Raw genomic sequence first — 25,694 nt, forward strand, 5'->3', positions numbered from 1 at the left:
GTATAGAAATACTATGAATCACCAAGCACTATCATCCTTTATTTGGTCTGTTGCCGACCTGCTGCGCGGCGACTATAAGCAATCCGAGTACGGTCGCGTCATTCTGCCCTTCACCATACTGCGCCGCTTGGATTGCGTACTGGCCACAACTAAACCTGCCGTCCTCGCTGAATTCGACGCTAAAACCAAAGCGGGCCTGAATCCTGATCCCTTCCTATTGCGTAAGGCTGGCCAGAGTTTCTACAACACCTCACCACTGGACCTTGGCACACTGCTTGGTGACCAGGACCACATTCGCCAGAACCTGTACGCTTACGTTCAGGCCTTCTCGCCAGCCGCACGCGACATTTTCGAACGGTTCGACTTCCATACCCAGGTCGAGCGTCTTGCCAAAGCCAACCTACTGTATCTGGTGACTGAAAAATTCGCCAATATCGACCTGCATCCACAATCGGTCGACAACATGCAGATGGGCCTGGTTTTTGAAGAGCTCATTCGTAAATTCGCTGAAATATCCAACGAGACCGCTGGAGAACACTTCACCCCACGCGAAGTGATTCGCCTGATGGTCAACCTGCTGTTCATCGAAGACGATGATGTGCTCACCCCCGGTAATGCCGTAGTACGCACCATTTATGACCCAACCGCGGGAACTGGCGGCATGCTGTCCGTAGCAGGCGAGTACCTTCGGGAGCACAACCCGCAAGCACGACTTACCATGTATGGCCAAGAGCTCAACGACGAGTCCTACGCCATTTGTAAAGCCGACATGCTCATCAAGGGCCAGGACGTAGGCAATATCGTCGCTGGCAACACGCTCAGCGACGATGGCCATGCCACCCGTAAATTTGACTACATGCTTTCCAACCCGCCTTTCGGTGTGGAATGGAAAAAAGTAGAAAAGGCCATCCGCCAAGAGCACGAACAGAAAGGCTTCGACGGGCGCTTTGGTCCTGGCCTGCCCCGCGTGTCCGATGGCTCCATGCTGTTCTTGCTCCACCTTGTCAGCAAAATGCGTCCCGCCCAAGATGGTGGCAGTCGCTTTGGAATTGTGCTGAACGGCTCACCGCTGTTCACCGGTGGAGCAGGCAGTGGTGAGAGTGAAATTCGCCGCTACGTGCTGGAGAACGACTTGGTTGAGGCGATTGTTGGCCTGCCCACGGATATGTTCTACAACACCGGGATTGCCACCTACGTTTGGATCTTGTCGAACAAGAAACCTGCCGAACGCAAGGGCTACGTACAGCTGATAGACGCCAGCAGCTTCTGGCAAAAAATGCGTAAAAGTTTAGGCTCCAAGCGCAAGGAGATGAGCGACGCTCACATCGACATGGTGACACGTCTATTTGGACAGTTCACTGAAGCCGAAATGATCTCCGTGCTAGACGCCAGTGGTCAAACCATAGGTGAACCACAACTTGTCACCACGATGGATTCGTTACCTACAGCTCCGGACGGCGGTCGTCTCAAACGTGTACCGATCTCACGCATTTTCAAGAATGAAGCGTTTGGCTATACCACCATCACGGTCGAGCGCCCGCTGCTGGACGACAACGGTCAAGTGATGCTGGGTGTCAAAGGCAAGCAGAAGGGCAAGCCACAGCCCAATACCGCATTACGAGACACCGAGAATGTGCCATTAGGCGAAGACATAGACGCCTACTTCCAACGTGAAGTCTTGCCACACGCGCCAGATGCCTGGATAGACACGGAAAAAAGCAAGATCGGCTACGAAATTCCGTTTAACCGCCACTTCTACGTGTTCGAACCGCCGCGCAGCCTTCAGGTTATTGATGAAGAGCTGAAAACAGTGACGACCAACATCATGAAGATGCTACAGGAGTTGGCGGAATGAGCTTGCCAACATACTCCGAATACAAAGACAGTCGTGTCTCGTGGCTAGGACGGGTACCAGCACATTGGGAGGTCAAACCTCTTAAACACAATTTGCGACTGCTAACCGCAAAAACTGACCGCCGTATCAATCCGGTGGCTTTAGAAAATATCGAAAGTTGGTCAGGACGTTTTGTAGCTACCGAGAGCGAGTTCCAAGGGGAAGGCATAGCATTTGAGCGCAATGACATCTTATTTGGAAAGTTACGTCCCTACTTAGCCAAAGTATTAGTAACCTCTGCGGCAGGAGAAGCCGTTGGCGACTTCCTCGTTATGCGCCCAAACATCACGTTTCAGTCCAAATTTGCGCAGTACAGCATGTTGAACCAGAGCTTTATCGAAATTGTGGACGGCTCCACCTTCGGTTCAAAAATGCCGAGAGCGAGCTGGGACTTTGTCAGCTCGATAGCTTTACCCACACCTCCGATTGCTGAGCAAGCAATCATTGCCACCTTTCTCGACCGCGAAACCGCCAAAATCGACGCTTTGATTGCCGAGCAGGAAAAGCTCATCGCCCTGCTAGCCGAAAAGCGCCAAGCCACCATTTCCCATGTCGTCACTCGTGGCCTTAATCCTGATGTACCGATGAAGGATTCTGGCGTCGCGTGGCTGGGGAAGGTACCGGCGCACTGGAAGGTACTTGCAGCGAAGCGAATAGCGACTGTTTTTGTACCCCAAAGAAATAAGCCTGAAATTAACGAGGTCGGAAACGGTATTTGCTGGGCGACCATGGAGAATGTAAAACAAGCGTTCTTAACGGCCACAAGCTGCTGGGTGAGCGAGAATGCACGCGTAAATGCTGGCTCACGAGTTCTCGCGGCAGGAGCGGTCATAGCTAGTTGCGTTGGCAACTTTAACGTTGCAACCATTAACACGGTAGACGTTATCATTAATCAGCAATTACAAGCTTTTATACCGAGCGCCGCCATCAACCCCGAGTACCTTCGATATGTTGTACTAATCTCGCAACCCTACTTTGAACTAATCGGTACAGCGGCAACTCTTGCCTACGTAAACCAACAGGGCTTCGAAAACCTTCCTATTCCTCTCCCTCCCCCTTCAGAACAGAATCAAATTTTAGAGGCCCTAAATTGTGAGTTGGAAATATTCGATCGGATAGCTGATGATTCGACGTACGCGATCCAGCTGCTTAAGGAACGACGTAACGCCCTCATTACTGCTGCCGTTACGGGCCAAATCGACGTACGCGACTCAGCAGCTAAGATTGGCGTTGAAGAAAAGACGGAGGCTATATGAGTGACATCCAGCTATTCCGCCTAACCGCAGGCAATGCTACCGAACTGACCGGCGCCCTCGCGCCGTTAGAAAAGTCTTTGCAAACCCTCATCGACAGCCAGATGAGCACCTTTCTAGGCGTGCAATTTCTCGCCAGCGAGTACCAAACAGGTAAGACTCACCGAGGTCGCATTGATTCTCTGGGGTTGGATGAAAACGGCTGTCCTGTCATCATTGAGTACAAGCGTCACAGCAATGAGAACGTCATTAACCAAGGGTTGTTCTACCTTGACTGGTTGATGGACCATCAGGCAGAGTTTCGCTGGTTAGTCATGGAAAAACTAGGCAAGGAAGCAGCAGAAAACATAGAGTGGGCAGGCACTCGGCTGTTGTGTATCGCGGCAGACTTCACTCGCTACGACCAATACGCCGTGCAGCAAATCCCGCGCAATATCGAATTGGTTCGCTATAAGCTCTTCGGTGAGGACTTGCTACTGCTTGAGCTGGTGAATGCGCAAGCTGTGCCAGACGCAACAGTTGCGAAAACATCGACCCCTGCCGACCTCTCAACCGGATCACCCACTGCGAAATCAGCCGGCAAGGACAAATCCCTAGCTGAGCAGTTGGCTCTTGCGACGCCAGACATCCAGCACCTCTACGCGCAGACAAAATCTTACCTGCTTGGATTGGGCGAAGACGTTCAAGAAAAACCCCTCAAGCTCTATACCGCCTTCCGTCGATTAAAGAATTTTGCCTGCGTCATCGTGTCTCCTAGCCGAATGCTCATCACTCTGAAGCTTGACCCCACCACGGTGGCATTAGAGGAAGGTTTCAGTCGTGATGTGAGCCAAGTCGGTCATTGGGGCACAGGCGACACCGAACTTTGCCTGCGCAGCTTTGCAGACTTGGAACGCGCCAAGCCGCTGCTAAACCGCAGTTATTCGGAAAACTGAGACGTCTCGACAGATCGGTCAGCACCACATAAAGCAAATAGCCTGGAGGGACAATGAGTCAGCAGAATTTTCATCAAGAGCACCATTTCGAATCAGCCATCTGCCAGCATCTGGCCGCACATGGCTGGTTCTATCAAGAGGGTGATGCGGCGCTATTTGATCGTGCCCATGGGCTCTTCATGCCAGACCTGCTGACATGGGTAGAAACCACACAACCAGACAGCTATCAACGTCTCAGCAAGACGCATGGCGCTGCACTGACGAGTATTCTCGCTGACCGCATTCGCAAGAGCCTGAATGAACGCGGCACGCTGGATGTACTCCGACGCGGTGTTGAAATGCTGGGTCTGAAAGAGCCACTGATGCTGGCACAGTTCAAACCTGCGTTAGCCATCAACCCCGAGACGCAAGCACGTTACGCAGCCAACCGGTTGCGCGTGGTTCGTCAGGTTTGTCACTCACCGAACAATCCAAAAGCCGAGCTCGACTTGGTGTTGTTTCTCAACGGGATTGCCGTCGCCACGGCAGAACTGAAATCGAATTTCACTCAGAGCGTGCAGGATGCCGTAGACCAATATCGTTTCGACCGACACCCGCAGCCCAAAGGTGGCGTCACCGAACCGCTGCTTAGCTTTCCGGGTGGCGCTCTGGTGCATTTTGCAGTGAGCCAGTCAGAAGTGATGATGACGACCAAGCTGGCTGGGCCAGCCACGACGTTTTTGCCATTTAACCGAGGCAACGAAGGCGGGGCAGGCAATGCGCCGAATCCCAACGGGTATGCGACCGCCTATCTTTGGGAAGAGGTGTGGGCCCGCGAAAGCTGGTTAAACATCCTGCATCGCTACCTGATTGGAAAACGTGACGATAAGAAGCAACTCAGCGCCGTTATTTTCCCTCGGTATCATCAGCTGGATGCCACACGTCGGCTGGTCGCTGACGTCTTGGACAATGGCGCGGGCCAGCGCTATCTGATTCAACACTCAGCCGGTTCCGGCAAAACGAACTCGATTGCGTGGACGGCACACTTCCTCGCCGATTTGCACGATGCCGAACACAAAAAAGTGTTTGATAGCGTGTTGGTGGTGAGCGACCGCAACGTGCTCGATGCACAACTCCAAGAGGCGATTTTCGATTTTGAGCGCACCACGGGCGTGGTCGCCAGCATCACGAATGAACATGGCAGTAAAAGCGCACAACTTGGCCAAGCCCTAAAAGATGGCAAGAAAATCATTGTCTGTACCATCCAGACGTTCCCGTTTGCACTGCAAGCGGTGCAAGAGCTGGCAGCCACTGATGGCAAGCGATTCGCGGTGATTGCGGATGAAGCACACAGCTCGCAAACGGGCGAAGCTGCTTCTAAGCTCAAACAGTTGTTATCTGCCGAAGAGTGGGCGGATCTGCAAGATGGAGGTGAGGTCGACACCGAAGCTTTGCTGGCCGCACAGATGGAAGCCCGCGCCAATGTGAAAGGCCTGACGTATGTAGCCTTCACCGCGACACCAAAGGGTAAAACGCTAGAGCTATTCGGCCGCCCAGGACCGAATGGGTTACCGGAGCCCTTTCACGTGTATTCGATGCGCCAAGCCATCGAAGAGGGTTTCATTCTCGACGTATTGAAGAACTACACGAGCTACAAACTAGCCTTCAAGCTGGCGCATGACGGCCACGAGTACGACGATACCCAGGTCGAACGCAGCACAGCCATGAAAGGCATCATGCAATGGGTACGGCTGCATCCATACAACATTGCCAGCAAAGTGCAGATCGTCGTAGAGCACTACCGCGAAAATGTTCAACCACTGCTGCAGGGGCGCGCCAAGGCGATGGTCGTTGTGGGCAGTCGCAAGGAAGCCGTACGCTGGCAGAAAGCGATTCGAGCGTATATCGCTAAGCAGAACTACCCATTGGGCGTACTGGTCGCGTTCTCAGGTGAAGTGGACGACCCTGAGAGTTTCCCGGAAGCTGTGACCGAAAACAGCAAGGATCTAAACCCAGGCCTTAAAGGGCGCGACATCCGTGAAGCATTCAAGGAGCCGGACTATCACCTGCTGCTCGTGGCTAATAAATTCCAAACCGGCTTTGACCAGCCCTTGCTATGCGGCATGTACGTAGACAAGATGCTAGGCGGTATTCAGGCCGTCCAAACATTGTCACGCTTGAACCGAGCTTATCCGGGGAAAGACGAGACGTATGTCCTCGACTTCGTCAACGAACCGGCTGAAATCCTAAAAGCGTTCAAGACTTATTACGAAACGGCCGAGCTGGAGGCGACAACGGACCCTCACCTCGTCTACGACTTGCGAGCCAAGCTAGATGCCTCCGGCCATTATGACGATTTCGAGGTGGACCGGGTCGCCCAGGTCGATTTGGACCCCAACGGTACGCAAAAGCAGCTTGATGCCGCCATCGCACCGGTTGCCGATCGCTTACTCAAGCGCTTTAAAGCAGCGCAACAAGACAAAAATTTTGCTGAAGAGCAAGGTGACGACAAAGCTGCCAAGGCTGCAAAGGAAGTGCTGGATGCCCTGCTGCTATTCAAAGGCGACATGGGTGCCTACATTCGCTTGTATGCGTTCCTGAGCCAAATTTTTGACTACGGCAATACAGATATCGAAAAGCGCTTCCTGTTCTTCAAGCGCCTACTGCCGTTGCTGGAGTTCGGGCGAGAACGCGATACGGTAGACCTAAGCAAAGTGGTACTTACCCACCACACGTTGAAAAATCACGGCAAACAGCCCTTGGGGCTGAACCACGACGGCACCTACAAACTAGCACCTATGGAGGCTGTGGGCAGCGGCTCAGTGCAGGAGAAGCAGCGTGCCTATCTGGTGGAGATCATCCAGAAGGTCAATGGCCTTTTCGAAGGTGACTTAAGTGATGGTGACCAACTCGTTTACGTCAATGGTGTACTGAAGGGGAAGCTGCTCGAAAACGAAACGCTGATGCAACAGGCAGCGAGCAACAGCAAGGAGCAATTCGCAAACTCACCTGACCTGAAGGATGCACTATTGAATGCCATCATGGATGCTTTGGACGCGCATCAAATCATGAGCTCGCAAGCGCTTGGGTCAGAGAAAGTGCGTGACGGGTTGCGCGATATTCTTCTAGGGCCTGCTCAACTATATGAGGCGTTGCGTGCGAAGTCCAATGATGGTGACCATGCTACTTCGAACTAACGGAGTGGCCTACTAACAGCATCGTGGACCGGCAAGAGTTTGCCATGGGATACGTATATAGCAAGATATTAAATACACATGATGAAAGACATTCCTACCACTGATGATTTCAATTCAACAGTACAAGCCCAATATGAGTTACCTTGGGATATCGTAATTTCCCTCTCCCACCAAGCAAGGAGCCACAGCCGTTCAACCGTGTTTTATCTTCAACAGTCACATTGATTATGCTGCTAAGAGGGTAAACCCCAAGCCCAAACTTCGTTGCGTAACAACAAGAAATATAAGATAATAATTACTCAATTACGCGTAGGTAGCCTCAACTACAGGGCTATCAATGTCGGGCGATTCGCCAGACTGTATTGCAGTGGATATATTTTACGAGGCAAAACCGGCTTGGCCGGAGAGCCTCGACACTCGGCTCTCCGGCCAAGCCGGTTTTGCCTCTATCAAGGTAATTGAAATGCCGTACGCGGCTCTTGTGGCACATTTCACAGGTGCTATTGCGCCGGAACAGACAACAATTTACCGGTACCCTCAACATATCTTAATATTTGGGGGGCTAGCTGGCGTCGGAGATTCTTTTAAAGCAGACGCTTCATGCCGGCACGTATTTATTAACAAAGCGACCACCCTAGGCCATCCTTTGGCCAACAGCTTCATTATCCCCGAAAGTTACCCTGAGTGGAATTTAGCTGACGGCTATCATAATCTCGTAGAGTTCGAGCTTGATGCTGGGTATTTAGCTAGGGCTATTGTTTTAATCGTAGAGACGGCTGGCTCTATTGCAGAGCTTGGCTCATTCTGCATGGACCCTACTCTACGAAAACGGCTTTTGATCGTAATAAATCAAAAATATGTCCATGCTGCAAATTCTTTTATATTCAACGGCCCTGTAAAATTAATAAAGAGAGACAATGAGGATTACTCCGTCTGCGCAGTGGACTTCATTGAACAACCAGAAAAATTTGAAGATGAAGTTACCCATATACTTGATGTTTTAAAAGAAAAACTAGAAAAGGAAACCAACAAACCAAAATTTATTAAGGACCAGGAACGAGACAGGTTTCTATTAATTGCGGATCTTATCGATCTATTCCGCGCCCTTCTCATAACAGAAATACAATTTCTATTAGAGTTTTTTGGTATCCACATAGAGAAGCGCCGCCTTAATCAAATGATTTGGCAACTAAAACTATTCGAGCTAATTCAAGAGATTCAAGTTTATGGGAAAGTCTATTTTGTTGCGTTCAAGCGAAAAGACCATCAACTCCTTGACTACACCGCACCAGCCGAACAAAAAAACTTTTCACGGCTTGGATTTAAAGCGTTAGTGCAAGCTGCTATTCAAAAAGATCAAAAACGACGTAAAGCTATTGAGCAAGGGAGATGAACATGAAAAGCCTCATCTCCCTACTAGTAGATGAACTTCCTTTTAGTGAGCGCGAAATCCGTGAGCTATTGAATAGCGCACCTTCACGATACAAAGTACATTATATTGAGAAACGAAAAGGTCGAGGATTGCGGCAAATTGCGCAACCGACCGCTGAAATTAAATTACTTCAACGCTGGGCGATAAATCAGTATCGCGATCAGCTTCCGGTTCATCCTACTGCGAAGGCTTACATTAGCGATTCAGGAATTCGCCAGCATGCCGCTGCGCACGTGAAAAATTCTTATTTATTGAAACTAGATTTCAAAGATTTTTTCCCTTCAATTAAAGGCATAGACGTGCGCCGCCATCTCGCTAAGCACCTTGGTGCGCCAAGCGAAGATCTGTCACTTCTAATGAAACTGTTCTGCTGGAAAGGGAAACCAGTGGGAGGCTTGCGACTTTCCATCGGCGCCCCAAGCTCTCCTTTCATTTCAAATTCCATAATGTTTGAAATGGATGAAAAAATACAAAAAAAATGCAGCGACTATGACGCTACTTACACGAGATATGCAGATGACCTTGCAATTTCAACCAATCAAAAAGACGCACTATCAGCAATATATGAGCATATTTTAGAATTATGCGATAGCTCCAAATATCCTAGCTTAAAAATAAACCCTGGAAAAACTGTTTTTACTTCCAAAAAACATAATAGACATTTAACTGGATTAACACTTTCGAGTGATGGCAAGGTCTCTTTGGGAAGAGACAGGAAGCGTCTTATTCGAGCCATGACTCACGCCTACACCACTGGAAAATTAAACCCCGACGAACTTGGTAAGCTTCGCGGATGGATTGCATTTGCCTATTCAATTGAGCCTGATTTTGTAGAGAGCTTAGAGCGCATGATAGGCCTGCAAGCATTAAATCGCATTCGAAGAACTTAGATTAACAATTGGTGGCAAAAGTACTGTACCGAAAATCGGTACAGTACAGGTACATTCATCAGTTCCACTGGTTTTCGCTAAAATGCGCTAACTCACTGATTAGCAATTACTTTTACCTACTTTACCCTACGCTCACCTTCGCCGCACTCCCCTACACAAACACCTTCGCACGCCAACTCAAAATCCCCCGCCGCAAGGCGTGCCGGCTCGATTCCGGCCCCGCACCAAATTTTAAAGGCCGTCTCTGTTTTGCAGAGACGGCCTTTTGTTTTTAGAGCCAGGTCAACAAATGGGCAGAGATGGCCAAATGCTCGCAAGACAAAGCTTTACGTGGTACGACAGAGTTATTGCAACGCGGCATACTGCAGAAAGCTGAAGACGGGAACCCTAGCACCAGCTACAAAATCGGACATTTTCACCAGAAAGCGTAAACACCGCATAGAAATTTTTATGCTAGCTTCGATTCAGTTTCATTAACTTTCACTGACTTGTAAGCCACGCATGATCCAAAACATCAAAAAAACCTTATGAGCCGCTGCTGACAAGCTGCGTGCCAATATGGACGCCGCAGAATACAAACACTTGGTTCTGGGTCTGATCTTCGTCAAGTACATTTCGTACTCATTTGAGGAGTCGGCATTGGAGTTGATGCCGAAGGGGTGGCATGATACGGCGCTCGTTGAAACCCCATCCATTATTGTTGGCCGAAAAGGAACAGTCGGCGGTCTGTATTGGGAGAGCCGTTCTTCCCAATTGACACAGTCTTCTACGTCCAAATCACTCTGCCGATCACTTACTGCTATCAGCTGTTACAAACATTAAATCTGCGCGACATGAATCCCGATGCGGAAGAAGCCATCAATGCGGCTGTGTGACTCTTATCGACAAACACAACCTGCGAAAATTCTGGCATCTATCTACTTGACCTAACCACCACCTCTTTCCAAATAAGCAGAAAACGGTGGTTTCTATTCACATCCTGGGTTATATGTATAGAAATCTTGATTTTTTATACATATCAAACCCAACCCGCATAGAAAAAGACCTTTCCTATACATGGTGGGTGGCCTAACTTGCGATGCCGACACTCTCCTCCTTAAACACCCTCGACCCTAGTCGTTTCGATACCGCACCGATCCTTAAACGACTCGCGGCGGCCAGTCGGGCGCTGGCGGAGCTGAAAGGTGTCGCCGCTTCTATCCCGAACCAAGGCATCCTCATCAATGCCCTGGGGCTACAGGAAGCCAAAGATAGCTCTGAAATTGAAAACATCGTCACCACTCACGACGAGCTGTTCAAAGACGATGTGCTCCCCGCCACCTTCACCAACCCTGCTGCTAAAGAGGTGCTGCGCTACCGACAAGCGCTGCATCTTGGCTATCGGCTCGTGCGTGAAACAGGACTTATCACGACCAATCACATCATTCAGATTCAAGCTGAACTAGAACGTAACAATGCCGGGTTTCGCAAACTTCCCGGAACAGCGCTCAAGACAGGAACGGGTGTGACGGTCTATACCCCGCCCCAAGACCCCACAGACATCATTGCGCTAATGGGCGAGTTAGAACGCTTCGTCAACGATGGATCAGAATTCGACGTCGACCCGCTGATCCGCATGGCACTGATTCATCATCAATTTGAAAGCATTCACCCCTTCTACGATGGCAATGGACGCACAGGGCGTATTTTGAATGTGCTGTACTTGGTAAAAGAAGGCTTGCTCGACGTCCCGGTGCTTTATCTTTCCCGCCACATTGTGCGTACCAAGACAGAGTATTACCACCTACTCCAAGCCGTGCGCGATGCGGGGGCTTGGGAGGAATGGGTGCTGTACATGCTGGAAGCCGTGGAAAAGACCGCAGGTCAAACGATTCAAACTGTTTTGGCAATTAAAGAGGCGCTGTTTGACTATAAGCATCGCATCCGCGAAAAGTACAAGTTCTACAGCCAAGACCTGATTAACAGCTTATTCATGCATCCGTATAGCAAGATTGAGTTCATCGAACGAGATTTAAACGTCTCGCGCCTGACGGCGAGCAAATATCTCGATGCATTAGCAGCAGGCGGCTTTTTGCAAAAGAACAAAATTGGGCGTAGCAACTATTACATCAATCTGGCCCTGAATCAGATACTCCAAGGATAAGCGGATGACAGAGGACCAACTTGAGCAAGAGGCCTTAAGCTGGCTTGTAGAAACGGGTTGCCACCCGATCATTTCGCTGTGTTCAGAGCACTTACTAGGTATGCATTCGTCGAACGCGAGGCCGTTCTCGAAGCCCTTGGCATTTCCATGCATAACCCCAGGAGTGAGCGACGTCGCATCTGCACGCCCGAAGAACTCAATACGAAGGCCCCCCCATCACAAGACGCACCAGCCAACCCGCCCCCAGTCCCAAAACCAAAAGGCCGTCTCTGTTTTCCAAAGACGGCCTTTCGTTTACCTGACGCTTAACTAGTCTGCTTTTAGCACCTTGACTCGTTAACTTACCTCTTACAAATCAATGCGCATCAGGTCTTGTGCCAGGCGAAGCTCGCCACGGTAGCTCTTGCGAATGTCGCGGGCGACTTCGTCCAGGCGTTCGGGGCCCATCAAGTCAACCGGCAAGTGGTTGCCGGCGGCGCGCTTGATAACGGGGCTCAGCGAGTCAAAGTGCCCGAAGTGGGTGGCCACCAGGCTCTTGACGTTGGCCTTGACTGCCAATTCACCAAGTTGCAGCGGGCTGGTGTGCGCATAGGTACCTACACCCGAGCGGGCACGATGTTCGAGGAACGATTCGGGGAAGGTGCACTCGTGGATAAGCAGGTCGGCGTCTTTGGCCAAGCGGATCATGGCTTCGCACGGTGCGGTGTCGCCGCTGAACGCAACCACTTTGCCTTCTGCTTCGAAACGGATGCCGAAGCAGTCGGTAATTTCCGTTGGAATATGCTCTACCAGGTCAATATAGACTTTGACGTCTTCATCTTCGTACATCAGGCCGGGCGCCACTTCCGTGACAACGGGTCGGACGGCGCGGATGTTCTTTTGGCGTGCAGGGTAGCTGGCGCGCGCCTGAATATCGATTTTGAATGCGCCTTTTTCGAATGAGTGATCGACAAAGTCTTGAATACCGCGCGGCCCAAATACTTGCAGATCACCCTCGCGGTTGAACACCCAGCTCGACAGCACAAAGAAGGGCAAGCCGCATACGTGGTCGTAATGCAAATGGCTGACAAACACCCAAGGCACATCGGCCGGGTTGATATTGGCTTTGACCATCTGACGCGTGGCGCCTTCGCCGCAATCGAATAAATAATTTTTCCCGTTATCGAGGGTCACAAGAATGGCGGACTGGTTACGGTCTGGGTCCGGCAGTGCGGCGGCGGTTCCAAGCAAAGTGATTTTCATGGCAGCTCTCTGTAATAAATTTGAAGGTAGTAAAGGTTTTCTAAAAAATCATTAAATTCGTTTTTAAATACTTTTAAGGCCGGTTTTTTGAAAGATATTTCCTCCGGATCAAATCGACGTTTACCTTGACCTCAAGCCAAAGTCATTGCGTATGTATAAGTAATTTGCCGGGTACAAGACCCTTGCGGCATAAACAATTTCACCCGCCTGATTACGAATCAGGCGCACAACCCGCGCGACAGGCATGCCGATTTCAATTTGCAGTTGCCGTGCCATCACCGCGTCGGCAATGCGTACGGTCAGCATCTGCTCTGCGTGGTCCAGCTCGTTAGAAAACTGGCGTTTCAGTACCAACAACACCGGGGATGATTCGAAATCATCGCGTTGCTGCTGCCAGAACCGTTCGCACACATGCACCGTACTGATGCTGTAGGGGCGCCCATCAGACCAGTTGACTCGGGTGGTCCACCAGTAATTGCCCGTCGTCGTCTCGTTGGGAACGAGTCCGGCAGGCAGGGAAGCAACGCCCGAACCCAGCGAGGTAAATACGGCATTCAGCGTTTCGATGTGGTTGATCCAGGTATCCCAGTCGGTCGGCAACATCAGCCAGTGCCCTTTGGCCGCATCACCGATCACGAATGTACCTTTGCCTCGGATCCGCTCAATCAACCCTTCGCGTTCAAGCTCGTCTAGCGCAGCACGAACGGTAGCGCGAGAAACGCCGTATTCGGTCGCGAGGTCTTCCAGGCGGGGGATACAGGTTCCAACCGGCCATTCGCCTCGTTCGAGGCGCCCGCGCAAGGTGTATTTCACCTTCAAAGACAAGGGCAAACGCGACTGCTCTCGCAGGGTCGAGTTAACGCCCTCGGTCATTTCTGTCGTCAAACCCGAAAGATGGAAGCTCATGACAACAGTCCACTTTCATGAACAACATGCTCGGCCGTCGCCAGACATGCCGTCAGACCCGGGGTTTCAACGGCGTACAAGTTCACCAAATTGGCAATGCCGTGAACCTGGGGCCCATGAATTGCCCAATCGCTGACCGGTTCGCCTGGGCCTGTTAAGCGAGGGCGAATACCCGCGTAGCTAACTTGCAAACGTTCCGCATTGACGTCGGGCCAGTAGCGGCTGATGTTTTCGACAAACGCACCAACGTCATCGGGGTTGACTGAGTAGTCTCTGGTCGTCACCCATTCGAGATTCGGACCAAAACGCCCCTGCCCCGCCATATCAAGCGTAAATGCACCACCACGCCATAGGGTGTCCCCAACCGGCATGATCAGACGCGAGAAAGGTGTTTTCCCCTGACAGCTAAAGAATGAACCTTTGGCAAAGTGCACATTGGGCACCAGCGCCTGCGGGTAACCCTCGATGCGTTGCGCCAACGGACGCGCGCCCAGCCCAGACGCGTTGATCAGATAATCAGCCGTCATGGTGCCCGGTACATTGTCGGCGGTGAAGTCGACGCGAAACCGTCCGGACGGCTCAATATGTACGGCATCGACCGATGTCCCCAACGCCAGCATTGCCCCGTGCGCTTCCGCATCGGCCAATAATGAAATCATCAGCCCATGGGAGTCGACAATGCCGGATACCGGAGAGTAAATCGCCGCCTGGCAATTCAGGTTTGGCTCGAGGCGACGGGCCTCGGCTGCACTTAGCAGCTCGACGCCAGGTACTTGCAATACATTGGCGCGCTCGGTCAGACGCTCGAGTATGCCGACCTCGCGATCATCAAGCGCCGGCAGCAACTTGCCGACCTGACGGTGACCCACGCCATGTGTCTCGCAATACCGATACATCAAGTCCCGACCGCGGATGCACAACCGCTCTTTGATTGAGTCTGGGGGATACAAAAAGCCCGCGTGAATCACTTCGTTGCTTCGCGAGCTGGTCTCCTCGCCCATGCGATTATTCACTTCAACAATCACAACCTCGCGCCCGGTCATTGCCAGTTCGCGCGCAATGGCCAGCCCAACAACGCCGGCACCAACAACAATACATGTCACATGATCCACTGGAATGACTCCTGTTGCCAGATTAATGTGTGGACAAAATTTGCCGCAAAACGTGTTCTAGGCACTGTTCTGGATCATCAACCGCAACCGGTTGCCGATACGCGACGTAACGATCGGGCCTAACCAAAATGACCCCTTCAGGCCCGATGCCGCGATGCCGCGCCCACGAGCCGCGCAAGTCCAGATAGTCTCCGTCGTAAAGCCCTACGCGAATGGCACGAATGGAAAGCCCCAACCGGGCGCCAACGGCCTCTGCGGCCCGAACCCACGGCTGCCCTTCCTCTCCGGCCAACACCACAAAATGCCCACCCTCGACGAACGACGCAATGGGAACAACCTGCCCCAAGCGACTCAGCCACGCATGAGGCAGCGGATGACCTGGGCGGGTGCTGGGCTGGTAAAGCAAGACCGGATCAGGGCTTTGCACGGCAGGGCTCGCATCGCTGACGAGCGCCCCTTGGTCGTAGGTGTAGCCGAATTCGATATTGTGATGACGAAAACCGATGCGCTGCTTGGCAATGGCATTGGCAACAGCGACACGGACGGGTTCGGTCTCAGGCGAGGTGTCCCATACCTGCTTCAGACGTCGCCAATTTTCTTCTTTGCTGTTCTCTTCCGACAACCCTATGGCGGCGTCGATCAGAAAGTGCTGCATGGCATTGCCCAAGGCAACCGATACATTGCGTTGCGCTACGGGCCGGCGCTCAAGCTCATAAGATTCCAGAAGGGCCTCGGAGGCGCGCCCTTGAAGCACATGCGCAACCTTCCAGCACAGGTTGTAGGCGTCTTGTACGGCGCTATTCAGGCCCAGGCCGCCCGTGGGCGGATGCTTCTTGCACGCATCACCCACCAAAAAAATACGGCCATCCTGGTAGCGACTTGCAAGGAAGCCGCCCATCACCCACTCGCTGACATGATGGACATGAGCCTCATCGGGCGAGATACCAAGGACCTCGTACATACGGGCCAACACCCGCTCTGCATCTAACGGCGCATCATCTCCGAACAAACAACGCGAGTGATAAACCCATTCTTCAGCCATGTTACCCCAACGGGTCGGCCCTTCGGGCAAAAGAACACCACTGGCCCACGACCCGCCAAAATCCGGGTTGATCAAGAAACGGGTCAACACATCAGAGCCACCCATCCGCGTGCTCAGGTCGGCAGAGAAATGCACGGAACTCATCCGCATAGACTGGCCACTGGACTGCATCTCGATACCCAGACGCGGCCCAACCGTCTTACCTGCATCGGCGGCCAACAGATAGCGGCAACGCACTTCGTAGCACTCGTCGTCAGCGCGGTTGCGTATTACGGCGGTGACACCGTCTTCATCTTGCGAGAACTCGACCAATTCCTGGTAAAAAAACAAACCGTCAGGCGCCAGCGTTTCGGCATGGGCCTTGAGAATAGGTTCGAGATACATCTGGGGGTAATTGGCGGGCAAGCATGGGCTGGCGGCCAGGTAATCAGGATCCTCGCCACCGGCGCCCCAGGCTTCTACCCGACCAATTTCGCGACCATGATAAGGGCTACTGCCCCCAACACCGGCATACCAGCCTGCGTATTTCATGGCCTGCGGCGGCGTAGACACTTTATAAATTGCGTCTGCCACCCCAAGCTCGGTGAAAATTTCCATGGTCCGTTGATTGATGATATGGGCCTTGGGCTGTGGCGACGTTCCGGGAAAGTAAGTCACCAAGCGAGCCTCTACACCCAACCGCGCCAGCAGCATCGAACACGTCAAACCCGCAACGCCACCGCCAACGATCAGAACAGGAACTTCAATTCGTTTCATTTTTCGCCTCAATCAGCTGCGGCCTGATCCCATACCATTGCCGCCGTATCTACAGGCGTTTTCAGCTCACCGGTCTCTAGCATGATGGCCTGGGTATCGGCGATGGCCTTCGGATAAGTCGCCACGGTGAAGTAGCCGGGTACTTTCTCGGCAACCGCCTTGAAGTATGTGTCGGCCTCTAGCCCCTGGGGTACGGGGTAAATTTTCTTCAGGGCGGCGACCAGCGCATCCCGGTTCGCGGGATCGCGAATCCATTGGTCAATCTCGCGATGCGCCTTGATGTACGCTTGCATGGCTGCCGGGTTCTTCTCGAGGAACGAACGTGTGGTCCACCAGGCCTGGCTCATGCGACCCGTTTCTGTCGCCCAGGCAGGGCATTCCTGGGTAGCGCAGTCAAGCAAAAGCTTGCCCTGCCCCAGTTGCTCAATCATGATGACCGAGGCAAAGACCTCGGTAACGGCATCCATGCTGCCTGTCTGCAAGCCCGCCAATGACTGCCCGCCACCGCTGACACCGGTGTACTTCAGCTCATCGGGTTTCAGGCCCGCATCACGTGCCAGCAATTGCACGTAACGGTGCGCTGCCGAACCCAGCCCATACACACCCACCGTTTTGCCCTTGAGCGACTGCATGGCTGTTTTGTAATCGGCACCGGGTGCGACCGTAGTTTTAGCGGGGTGGCCCACCAAACGCATGACGGGCTCTTTGGCATTACCCATTACCGCAACAGGATCAAAGCCCCTGGACTTGAACAACAACATATTGTCGGGCGTGGTCATGATGACATCGACACTGCCGCCAGCGAGCGCCGCGTTAGCCTGAGGCCCCGTACTGATATTGACGAGTTCAACATCAAGACCGTGCTTTTTGTAGTAGCCCAGCTCAACGCCCATGTAGGCAAACAGGCTGGTGATATTGCCTGGATAAACCTGCACTTTGAATGCCGTTTGCGCTGATGCGCCCTGACTCGCCAATAAGGCCAGCCCCATCACCATACCTGTACCGAGTTTTTTGAATAGCCCTTTCATTCCTGTTCTCCTTGACGCTACGCCATCGACGCACTACTGCCAGCGCAGCAAATAGTTTTCAATTTTTCTCAACAACTCGACTGCAAATGTCGCAATCAAACCCAGCACGAACAGCAAGGCAAACACGGCATCAGTGCGCAATACGCCCGAGTAGTAAGCAATTTGCTGGCCAAGCCCCCGGTTGGACCCGATCATTTCCCCTACGACCACTGCCAGGAAGCCGTAAATCAATGACAGGCGCAGCGCAGCGAAAATACTGGGTAAGGCGTTCGGGATCACCAACTTCGTGAAGTACTCGAGGCGGCTTGCACCCAACTGACGCGTCAGCAGGCGAAGGTCAGGATCGATACTGCCCAGGCCGGTCAAGGCGCCATTAAGCACAATAAAAAAGCAAAGGCTGAACGCCAGAACGATTTTTGACATCATCCCCAGCCCGAAGAACGCGACGAACAAAGGAGCGAACGCAACGCGCGGCAGGCTGTTCAGAAAACTTAGAATGGGGTCCAGCACTTCGCGCAGCATCCTGCTTTGCACCAGTACAAAAGCAACGACAACGCCCAAAATGCCTGCAATGCCAAAGCCCCACAGTGTTTCTTGAACCGTGATCCAGGCGTCTTCCCAGAACTTGGTATCGCCCAGGTTATCGACCAAAAACCGCCCGATGTCCTGGGGGCTGCTGATGAAAAACTTGTTCACCAAGCCCGTATCTGCGGCAACCTGCCAAATGCCAAGCAACGCGGCAATTACAACCAGTCGCCAGAACCACAACGAGACCAGGTAGCGCTGCTTAGCGGCAACCATGCGCGCCGCCTCTTGTTCGGCCCAGCTTTGCTTATCAATTTCGGGGGCCAATTGGGCCGCCCCGTGACTAGTGTTTGTATTCATGACTCATCAAGCTCCAGATGCGGCTATACAGTTCGTGATATCGGTTATCTGTCTGCAACTCGCTTAGCGACCGTGGCCGCTCAAGCGGGACTTCAACGTCAGCAATAACTCGACCAGGGTTAGGACACATGACAATGACCCGATCGGCCAGGGAAATGGCCTCATGCAGATCGTGCGTCACAAACATAATGGTGCGACGGTCTTTGTCCCAAAGTTGCAGCAACAGCTCACCCAACTGAATCTTCAGATGAATATCCAACGCCCCATAGGGCTCATCCATCAGCAAGATTTCAGACTTGAGCGCGAAGGTTCGGGCAAGCGCCACCCGTTGCCGCATGCCATGCGACAGCTCGGATCGGTAAGCATTCTCGTAGCGCCCCAAACCCACGGCATTGAGCAACTCACGTGCACGCTCGCGCCGGGCAGCCCGCCCCTCTCCGCGCAACTCCAGGCCGTACTCGACATTGCCAATCGCGGTTCTCCAGGGCAACATGGCATCGCGTGCCAACATGTATGCCACATCGGGACGGCCCGCCGCCGGAGGTTTGCCATTGAGCAGCGCGACCCCAGACTGGGGCGTTACCAAACCCGCTGCAATATTCAATAGCGTCGTTTTTCCGCAGCCGCTGGGTCCCACCAAAGCGATGAATTGGGTTTTCTTTATTTCAAGTGAAACACCACCCAGCGCTTCGACCGCCTGCACCTTGCCACGATCTTTGAGCATGAAATACTGCCTGACATGCTTGAAACTGATCCCTTCTTGCGCCACTGTTATCTCCTCTAGTTCATTTAATCGTTCGTAGCAAAAAGCGATCACTCACACATCAGCGCGGTCGCCGATCAGATGCTGCCGCAAAAATTGCTCTGAGCGCGCGTTGGCCAGGTCGGCCGCCGCAGCGTTGTAGTTCGCGCCGCCTTTCAAGGCAAACGCATGATTGACCCCTTCGTAAGTTTCTATACGTACGTTGGGGTTTGGGCTTAACGCCTGCACAATCTGTTGCCGCAAGGGCTCGGGGACAAGAAAATCACTGCCGGCCATATGCATCAGAATCGGCGTGGCAATGCGAGCGGCCTCGTCAAGATGACGCTCTAGATGAACGCCGTAGTAAGCCACTGCGCAGTCAACCGGTACGTGTGCAGCCATGCGATAGCTCAGTCGGCCACCAAGACAGAACCCAAGAACGCCGACCTTGCCATTGCAGCCCGGATGGCTTTTTACGAAGTCATACGTTGCAGACAAATCGGACAATGCTTTGTCATCATTGAACGCGTCATTCAACGCCATCGCCTTGCTTACTTCTTCGGGCGTGGCCGTTGCCGGATCGTCGGCCAAACGCACATCGGCCTCTTGGCGCCAGAACAAGTCAGGGACAACGACGAAGTAGCCGAGACTGGCATAGTGGTCGGCCAGATCTCGCATTACTTTGTTGACGCCGAAGATGTATTGCAAAAGCACCAGACCGGGGCCAACGCCTTTAGGGGGTACGGCCACGTAAGCCGAAAACGTACCTGCATCATGGGCATTGATCAAAACTGAGTGACTCACGGTATTTCCTTCCTGCTAAGCTGATTTAATGTTTGAATTCGAGACAATGGGTCGCCCTGACTAAGACAGATTCCCTCGCTCCGACATCACGATCGTCTTCACCAACTGGGGCCAGGCCACGGGCTCTGCAGCCTCGTCCATGTTTTCTTGAACAGAGCGATTGGCGTGCCAATAGGCGGCGGTCAAGCGCGTCGAGGTGACATGCGATGAGTCATCGCTGGCTAGCCAGTTCATGACCGGCACCATCACGTCGGGCTGCAGCAGTTTTTCGCGCGGGACGCCGATATCCTCGGGCACCTGGGCGGTATCTACTGGCCCGCCAGGAATGACAGTGTTTACGGTAATACCGTGCGACTTGAGTTCGGTTGCCATCGCGGCCGACATTGATTCCAAGGCCGCTTTCGAGGGCCCATAAGATGCAAACCCGGGACGCAGCATGGTCTCCCATGTTGTGGAGACATTGATCAAGCGCCCGCCGCCACGCTGCAACATCAGGGGAATGGCCGCCCGCGACAGCAAAAAGGGCCCAATCGCGTTCACGTCCATGATCCGGCGCCATTTTTCAGGGGGGATCTCCCAGACGTTCAAAGGCCTGGAGATAAAATCGGGCCGGATGATCTGCGCCCCGGTGCCGGCATTGTTGACGACAACATCAAGCCCGCCGAATACTTTCATTGCCGTTGCGACGATCTGCTCTGCGTCTTGATCTTTTGTGATGTCTGCACGGCAGGCTGCAATATGCCCGGGCAGCAAGGTATCGACCGACTGAACAACCCGCTCTAGTCCCGTAGCATCAAGGTCAGCGATGACAACGCAGGCGCCTTCTGAAACAAACCCCTTGGCTATCGCGGCACCTAAGCCATTGGCGCCCCCTGTGACAACACATACCTTGCCCTTAAGGGCAGTTCCAATCGACATATTCAACCTCAAGATTTGATGATGACCCTGCGCACTTCCTAATATTCGAAAGTACGGTTTTAAGTACTTTATAAAATAGAGGCTATCGTGTCAACGAATCTGAGGCTAGTAATTACCCTGAATCAGGCACCCGAACTTACCTTTCACAACTAGGCAGCTACAGCGCGCACAAGGGAAAATCAGGGGCGCAGGTCGTTCTCGATGTACAGGTGTCGTGCCGGGTAAAGCACCTCGGCACAATAGACAACGCTGTCTTGCGCATCACGCACAACCCGGACAACACGAACCACCGGGCTGCCTATTTCAACTTTCAGGTGGCGGGATGCCGTTGCGTCGGCGGCACGCACTGTCAACGTCTGCCGGGCTGAAACCAACAACGGCTTATAGGCCCGATCGAGAACCAGCAGCACAGGCTCTTGTTCGAACGCTTTTTTCTGTTGGGTATAAAGGGCATGGGCCACATAAGCCGAACTCATGCTGTAGGGCACCCCTTTGATCAGGTTCACGCGTGTGGTGTGCCAGTAGTCATCAGGCACTGCTTCCCCACCGCCGACAAGATCGGCCGGCAAGCGCCCGACCCTGTTCTCGAGAACAATAAAGTCAACGTTCAAGCGATCGATGTGGCCGATCAGGGTGACCCAATCTGTCGGCAGCATCATCCAATGCTCTTTCAATACGTCGCCAATAACGTAAGTGCCTTTTCCTCGGGTGCGCTCGATCAGCCCCTCTTGTTCAAGCTCGTCGAGCGCCGCACGAATCGTCGCGCGCGATACCCCGTACTCGCTTACCAACTCGAGTAAGGTAGGTATCTGCGTTCCTACGGGCCACTCCCCACGCTCCAGACGGGCTCTGAGCATGTATTTCATTTTCAACGACAATGGCAGGCGAGACTGCTGTTTCAGCGCGAGTTTTATTTTATTTTCCATCACGGAAGGGCTCTTGAGACACCAGGGAAGACGACGCTATGATACTTCGTCCCCGGACATCAGCGACCCTCTGACGTAAAGTCGCGCCCTTGACGCCAAAACCAAGGCAAAAAACCCCGAGCTGCTTTGATCACCCCATGGGCAATTCAAACCAATTTCGCCCCTGCCGACGCTCAATCAGCCAAGCCCCGTTTTCTAGCACAAACGTATCTTCGTAGCAGCCGACATAAATAGTCCCGTTGAATCGGACAACGGCATTGCCTGCAGCGCCCTCATGTTGCAAATAGACGGTGAAATAGCTACTTGCCTTCGCCGATCTTGGGTCGATGACATCGACAAGAATATTTGTACACACATGTACTGAGCGCATCTCTGGCGGCTTGCGACTTAAATCGGCCGTGATGGCATCCCGCCCCCGAATTGGGGTGTCTGGCGACAGCGGGCGCAAAAACACCCCATCGTCAGCAAACAGTTTCGACAAGGCTTCATACTGTCGTGAGTCATTTAACAGCGCAAACTTCAAAATGACTGATTCACAACAAGATTTAATGTGTGCTTCCTGCAACTGATCCATATCCACCACCTAAAAAGTTCGCTGCAGGACAACATCGACGTTGTCCTGCAGCGTATCGTTAAACCACCCACTCACCCCTGACGCTGGCTCGTCAATCGATGACAGCCGACCAAACCATGTCATCCAAAGGTTTCGCTGACTTGATCTCTCCGCTCTCGACCAAACTCTGTTGAATGGCGTCCAGCGCCGACAACCTGACCCGTGTGCCAAAAAATGCAGCAGCCCGATCGGCCACATCGGCGTAGTAAGCGTCGGGATTATCCAAGGCGGGTGCCGGCAAAATTTTCTTTAACTCGTTAACGAAAGCGACGCGATTTGAAGGGTCTTTAATCCAGGCATGGATCTTGCGATGCGTGCGTACGAACTTTTTCATCGCATCGGGGTTAGCCGCCAGAAAATCGCTTGTCGTAAAGTAGGCGAGCGAGGTTTTACCGCCTTCGGTAATAAGCGGCGGACACTGTGCCACCGGATCTGAACAGTCGAGGACGAACTCCCCAATCCCCATGTGCTCGACCAGAATCCCGCTGGACAAGACATCGACGGAAACATCCAGGTTGCCTGCGACCAAACCCGACACAGAGGCGGCCGGACCGCCCATAGCTGCCCGCTTCAAATCGGCATCGTTCACGTTTGCGCTTTTAGCCAACTGACGTACAAACCGGTCGGTCGAGGAGCCCAAACCGTAGACACCAATTGTCTTTCCTTTGATACGGCTCATGACCGACCGGTAATCTTGGCCCGTAGGCAAGCCCAGCCCTTTGCGTTGAATTAAAAAGAACGGGTACTGCACGGCATTGCCCACCACCGCGACAGTATCAATACCTCGATGCTTCAAGAGAATCATGTTGTCTGGCATGTTCATGATGACATCGACACTTTTGGACACGAGTGCCGAATTGGCTTGCGGGCCATTGGCAATATGAACCACCTCAACATCCAGCCCCTCTCGCTCATAAAAGCCGAGACTGGTCCCCAAATAAACGTACAAGCTGGCGATATTCCCGGGCATGATCTGCACCCGCAGCGGCGCTGCCGTTGCCGCCCCGGCAACCGATAGCAACCCCGACACCATCACCAAAGCAGCCAACCCTTTACGGAACAATTTTGCACATGACAACATGATTTCTCCTGGCGCGAATAATCGCGCATATATGGTTTTACATCTGTACAACACTCCATCCATCTGCAACACGATGACCAATACCGACCCAATGTCTACAGAGGAACAGCCACCAGCCCGTGCATGTTGAAACTATCGGGAACAACAATGCGCTCTTTGAACTTGAGGACGCCACCAGAGAAAACCATCTTGTCCAGATACTCCCCTGTACAAAAGAATCGCCCCCGCCCCTCTACATCGGACTGCAAAATCAAGAATGAAGACCGAGCGTGAAATACCCCGTCTTGCTCGCCATCGAACATCACCCCCGTCACAATGCGACGATCTTGATGAATGTTGTAAAGGTTGGCCTCGCGCAGCGACTTGACCCGATCGCGCAACATGGCATGGTTGTCGAGGTACAGCCAATACCCCTCAAGGCCCGCAACATAGTTATCTCTGGGGTGAATGGCGTACTTGCAATCGTCGACAAACAGGCCCGGCCACTCCTCCAGCCGATCGTCATCGAGTATTCGTGCACACCGATAGTTCAACCGGGTAATCTCTTGCTCAATCTGATCAATCGCAATATCTGACGTATGCATGAGGCGCTCCTTAAGCTGACTGGCCATTGAGTTTCGGGGTGTATCCCATCAGGGTGCTGTAACCTTTCCAGAACCCTCGAATCGGCAGTTCGGTGACCACATGCGACTGGTCATCAACACCTCGCCCCCCCATTTCAATAATCGAGTGCCCCCGATCTTCGCCCTTGGCGATGGCCGACTGTGTCAGCTCCAGTGCCTCGACGTCCTCAATGGCGACATAGCCCGCAGGCCCAAACAAATTAGATTGCTTGCGACGCATCGACCGCTGCTCTGGCGTATCGTCCTCGAATCCGAAATGCGTATACAGCAGCTCTACGACGCCCACGGCTTTGGGGCGGATTTGTCGAACAGACAGCGTATTACCCACACAGGTGAACAAGGTGCTCGGGAAAATAGACACAATGTTCAAACTCAAACCCAGATCGTTTTCTTTAAAACCGTTCATCAGCGTCGGATCGTCCAATTGCGGTCCACGATGCGACTGCTGCCCGCGAACCGTTTTTGAATCTTCAGCATCGTTGAAAACGCTGATAATTGAATGGACGCCACTTTCGCTGATTTCGCACGCACCACGATCCGAAGGATTCATGAATCCGAAAGTCGGCAAGAAGGGGTGCAACATCGGCGCGTGATAGGCATCCCGAGAGTTTTCAGCAAACAGTTTCCAGTTCGCCTTCAAAGTGTGGCGGTGGTACCCACTGACTCGTAAAGGCTTGCGCAAGGTGTGCTGCAAACGCGTCACGACTTTTTCACCAAGGTAGTCGCGTAAAGCAGGCGCCTGCAGATCCAAGGTTCCAAATATGACGCCATTAATGGTGTCCACTTTGAGTGGACGCATACCATGCTGTGCCTTGTCGAAGTCGTCAGGCATGCCCCCATGCCCACTATCCCCCTTCTGCAAAGGGACACTGGCCAGCCGACCTTCGGACGTATAGCACCACTGGTGATAAGGACAAATATGGCTGCGCCGATTCCCGCTCAGTTCTCGCACAACCTGCATGCCCTTATGCGAGCAGCGATTTACGAACGCACTGATCGACCCATCGGGAGCACGCTGCACAACAACCGGCGTTGTGCCGACGAAACGCGTCACAAAATCACCTGGCGTCGCGATTTCGCACTCTAAGGCCAGGTAGTTCCAGTTAGGACCACGAAACAAAACCTCCATCTCGCGATCGAAAACGTCCTGCTCGGTAAATACCCAGTACGGCGTACGCGTGTAGTCGTCTGTGGGCCAATGGCGCTCTTGCATTTGGTCTTGCATCACACTTCTCCTCTCTTGACATCGCCGCTCTGATTAACAGTCGTCCATCAGTCGGTCGATTTAAAATA

Annotated in this window: 21 protein-coding genes and 1 pseudogene; 8 read left to right on the forward strand and 14 right to left on the reverse strand. The window is 52.9% G+C overall.

What is annotated here, in order from left to right:
• The first annotated feature begins 13 nt into the window (after window positions 1-13).
• The 8 genes and pseudogenes from PuT2_RS03680 (at window position 14) to PuT2_RS03715 (ending at window position 11,723) form a co-directional block, all read left to right on the forward strand.
• Window positions 14-1,855: a class I SAM-dependent DNA methyltransferase gene (locus PuT2_RS03680; protein WP_093969685.1), complete on the forward strand. Its 1,842-nt coding sequence runs from the start codon at window positions 14-16 to the stop codon at window positions 1,853-1,855.
• Window positions 1,852-3,150, forward strand: coding sequence for a restriction endonuclease subunit S (locus tag PuT2_RS03685; protein WP_093969686.1), 1,299 nt, complete (start codon window positions 1,852-1,854; stop codon window positions 3,148-3,150). Before PuT2_RS03680 ends, PuT2_RS03685 begins: the two co-directional genes overlap by 4 nt.
• On the forward strand, window positions 3,147-4,082 hold the full coding sequence (locus PuT2_RS03690; RefSeq protein WP_093969687.1) for a DUF5655 domain-containing protein: 936 nt from the start codon (window positions 3,147-3,149) through the stop codon (window positions 4,080-4,082). Before PuT2_RS03685 ends, PuT2_RS03690 begins: the two co-directional genes overlap by 4 nt.
• Window positions 4,083-4,135: 53 nt before the next feature.
• Window positions 4,136-7,258, forward strand: a complete 3,123-nt coding sequence (locus tag PuT2_RS03695) for a type I restriction endonuclease subunit R (RefSeq protein ID WP_093969688.1) — start codon at window positions 4,136-4,138, stop codon at window positions 7,256-7,258.
• 337 nt (window positions 7,259-7,595) lie between these two features.
• Window positions 7,596-8,651 (forward strand): retron St85 family effector protein, encoded by a 1,056-nt coding sequence (locus PuT2_RS03700; RefSeq protein WP_093969689.1) that lies wholly within the window; start codon window positions 7,596-7,598, stop codon window positions 8,649-8,651.
• A gap of 2 nt (window positions 8,652-8,653) precedes the next feature.
• Window positions 8,654-9,580 (forward strand): retron St85 family RNA-directed DNA polymerase, encoded by a 927-nt coding sequence (locus PuT2_RS03705; RefSeq protein ID WP_158214003.1) that lies wholly within the window; start codon window positions 8,654-8,656, stop codon window positions 9,578-9,580.
• Between the two features lie 546 nt (window positions 9,581-10,126).
• A pseudogene (locus tag PuT2_RS16065) lies at window positions 10,127-10,228 on the forward strand (type I restriction-modification system subunit M N-terminal domain-containing protein); the annotation flags it as partial.
• Between the two features lie 430 nt (window positions 10,229-10,658).
• Window positions 10,659-11,723, forward strand: a complete 1,065-nt coding sequence (locus PuT2_RS03715) for a Fic family protein (RefSeq protein ID WP_093969691.1) — start codon at window positions 10,659-10,661, stop codon at window positions 11,721-11,723.
• 348 nt (window positions 11,724-12,071) lie between these two features.
• On the opposite strand, the gene PuT2_RS03720 is transcribed toward PuT2_RS03715, so the two are convergent.
• From PuT2_RS03720 to PuT2_RS03785, 14 genes are all read right to left on the reverse strand, one after another.
• Window positions 12,072-12,965: an MBL fold metallo-hydrolase gene (locus tag PuT2_RS03720; protein WP_093969692.1), complete on the reverse strand. Its 894-nt coding sequence runs from the start codon at window positions 12,963-12,965 to the stop codon at window positions 12,072-12,074.
• A 120-nt stretch (window positions 12,966-13,085) separates the two neighbouring features.
• Window positions 13,086-13,871, reverse strand: a complete 786-nt coding sequence (locus PuT2_RS03725; protein ID WP_233574800.1) for a GntR family transcriptional regulator — start codon at window positions 13,869-13,871, stop codon at window positions 13,086-13,088.
• On the reverse strand, window positions 13,868-14,983 hold the full coding sequence (locus PuT2_RS03730; protein WP_093969693.1) for an NAD(P)/FAD-dependent oxidoreductase: 1,116 nt from the start codon (window positions 14,981-14,983) through the stop codon (window positions 13,868-13,870). The genes PuT2_RS03725 and PuT2_RS03730 overlap by 4 nt, the downstream gene beginning before the upstream one ends.
• Window positions 14,984-15,005: 22 nt before the next feature.
• The gene (locus PuT2_RS03735) at window positions 15,006-16,781 is read right to left on the reverse strand and encodes an FAD-dependent monooxygenase (protein ID WP_093969694.1); all 1,776 of its coding nucleotides are present in this window, start codon (window positions 16,779-16,781) and stop codon (window positions 15,006-15,008) included.
• 8 nt (window positions 16,782-16,789) lie between these two features.
• A complete protein-coding gene (locus tag PuT2_RS03740) occupies window positions 16,790-17,809 on the reverse strand; it encodes an ABC transporter substrate-binding protein (protein WP_093969695.1) in 1,020 nt (339 codons plus the stop codon).
• A 33-nt stretch (window positions 17,810-17,842) separates the two neighbouring features.
• Window positions 17,843-18,694: an ABC transporter permease gene (locus tag PuT2_RS03745; RefSeq protein WP_093969696.1), complete on the reverse strand. Its 852-nt coding sequence runs from the start codon at window positions 18,692-18,694 to the stop codon at window positions 17,843-17,845.
• Window positions 18,678-19,463, reverse strand: a complete 786-nt coding sequence (locus tag PuT2_RS03750) for an ABC transporter ATP-binding protein (protein ID WP_233574799.1) — start codon at window positions 19,461-19,463, stop codon at window positions 18,678-18,680. Before PuT2_RS03750 ends, PuT2_RS03745 begins: the two co-directional genes overlap by 17 nt.
• A gap of 48 nt (window positions 19,464-19,511) precedes the next feature.
• Window positions 19,512-20,240 carry a dienelactone hydrolase family protein gene (locus tag PuT2_RS03755; RefSeq protein WP_093969697.1) on the reverse strand — a complete coding sequence of 243 codons (729 nt, stop codon included), beginning with the start codon at window positions 20,238-20,240 and terminating at the stop codon, window positions 19,512-19,514.
• A gap of 60 nt (window positions 20,241-20,300) precedes the next feature.
• Window positions 20,301-21,158, reverse strand: coding sequence for an SDR family NAD(P)-dependent oxidoreductase (locus PuT2_RS03760; protein WP_093969698.1), 858 nt, complete (start codon window positions 21,156-21,158; stop codon window positions 20,301-20,303).
• Window positions 21,159-21,337: 179 nt separating this feature from the next.
• Window positions 21,338-22,084, reverse strand: coding sequence for a GntR family transcriptional regulator (locus tag PuT2_RS03765; RefSeq protein ID WP_093969699.1), 747 nt, complete (start codon window positions 22,082-22,084; stop codon window positions 21,338-21,340).
• A gap of 130 nt (window positions 22,085-22,214) precedes the next feature.
• Complete coding sequence (locus PuT2_RS03770) at window positions 22,215-22,658, reverse strand: nuclear transport factor 2 family protein (RefSeq protein ID WP_093969700.1); 444 nt, start codon at window positions 22,656-22,658, stop codon at window positions 22,215-22,217.
• 91 nt (window positions 22,659-22,749) lie between these two features.
• Window positions 22,750-23,778 carry an ABC transporter substrate-binding protein gene (locus tag PuT2_RS03775; protein ID WP_158214004.1) on the reverse strand — a complete coding sequence of 343 codons (1,029 nt, stop codon included), beginning with the start codon at window positions 23,776-23,778 and terminating at the stop codon, window positions 22,750-22,752.
• A 95-nt stretch (window positions 23,779-23,873) separates the two neighbouring features.
• The gene (locus PuT2_RS03780) at window positions 23,874-24,362 is read right to left on the reverse strand and encodes an aromatic-ring-hydroxylating dioxygenase subunit beta (protein ID WP_158214005.1); all 489 of its coding nucleotides are present in this window, start codon (window positions 24,360-24,362) and stop codon (window positions 23,874-23,876) included.
• Window positions 24,363-24,372: 10 nt separating this feature from the next.
• Entirely contained in the window at window positions 24,373-25,626 is a 1,254-nt protein-coding gene (locus PuT2_RS03785; RefSeq protein WP_093969703.1) for an SRPBCC family protein, read from the reverse strand.
• Between the last annotated feature and the right edge of the window lie 68 nt (window positions 25,627-25,694).

The organism is Pusillimonas sp. T2 (assembly GCF_002236805.1).
GTDB lineage: Bacteria > Pseudomonadota > Gammaproteobacteria > Burkholderiales > Burkholderiaceae_B > Neopusillimonas.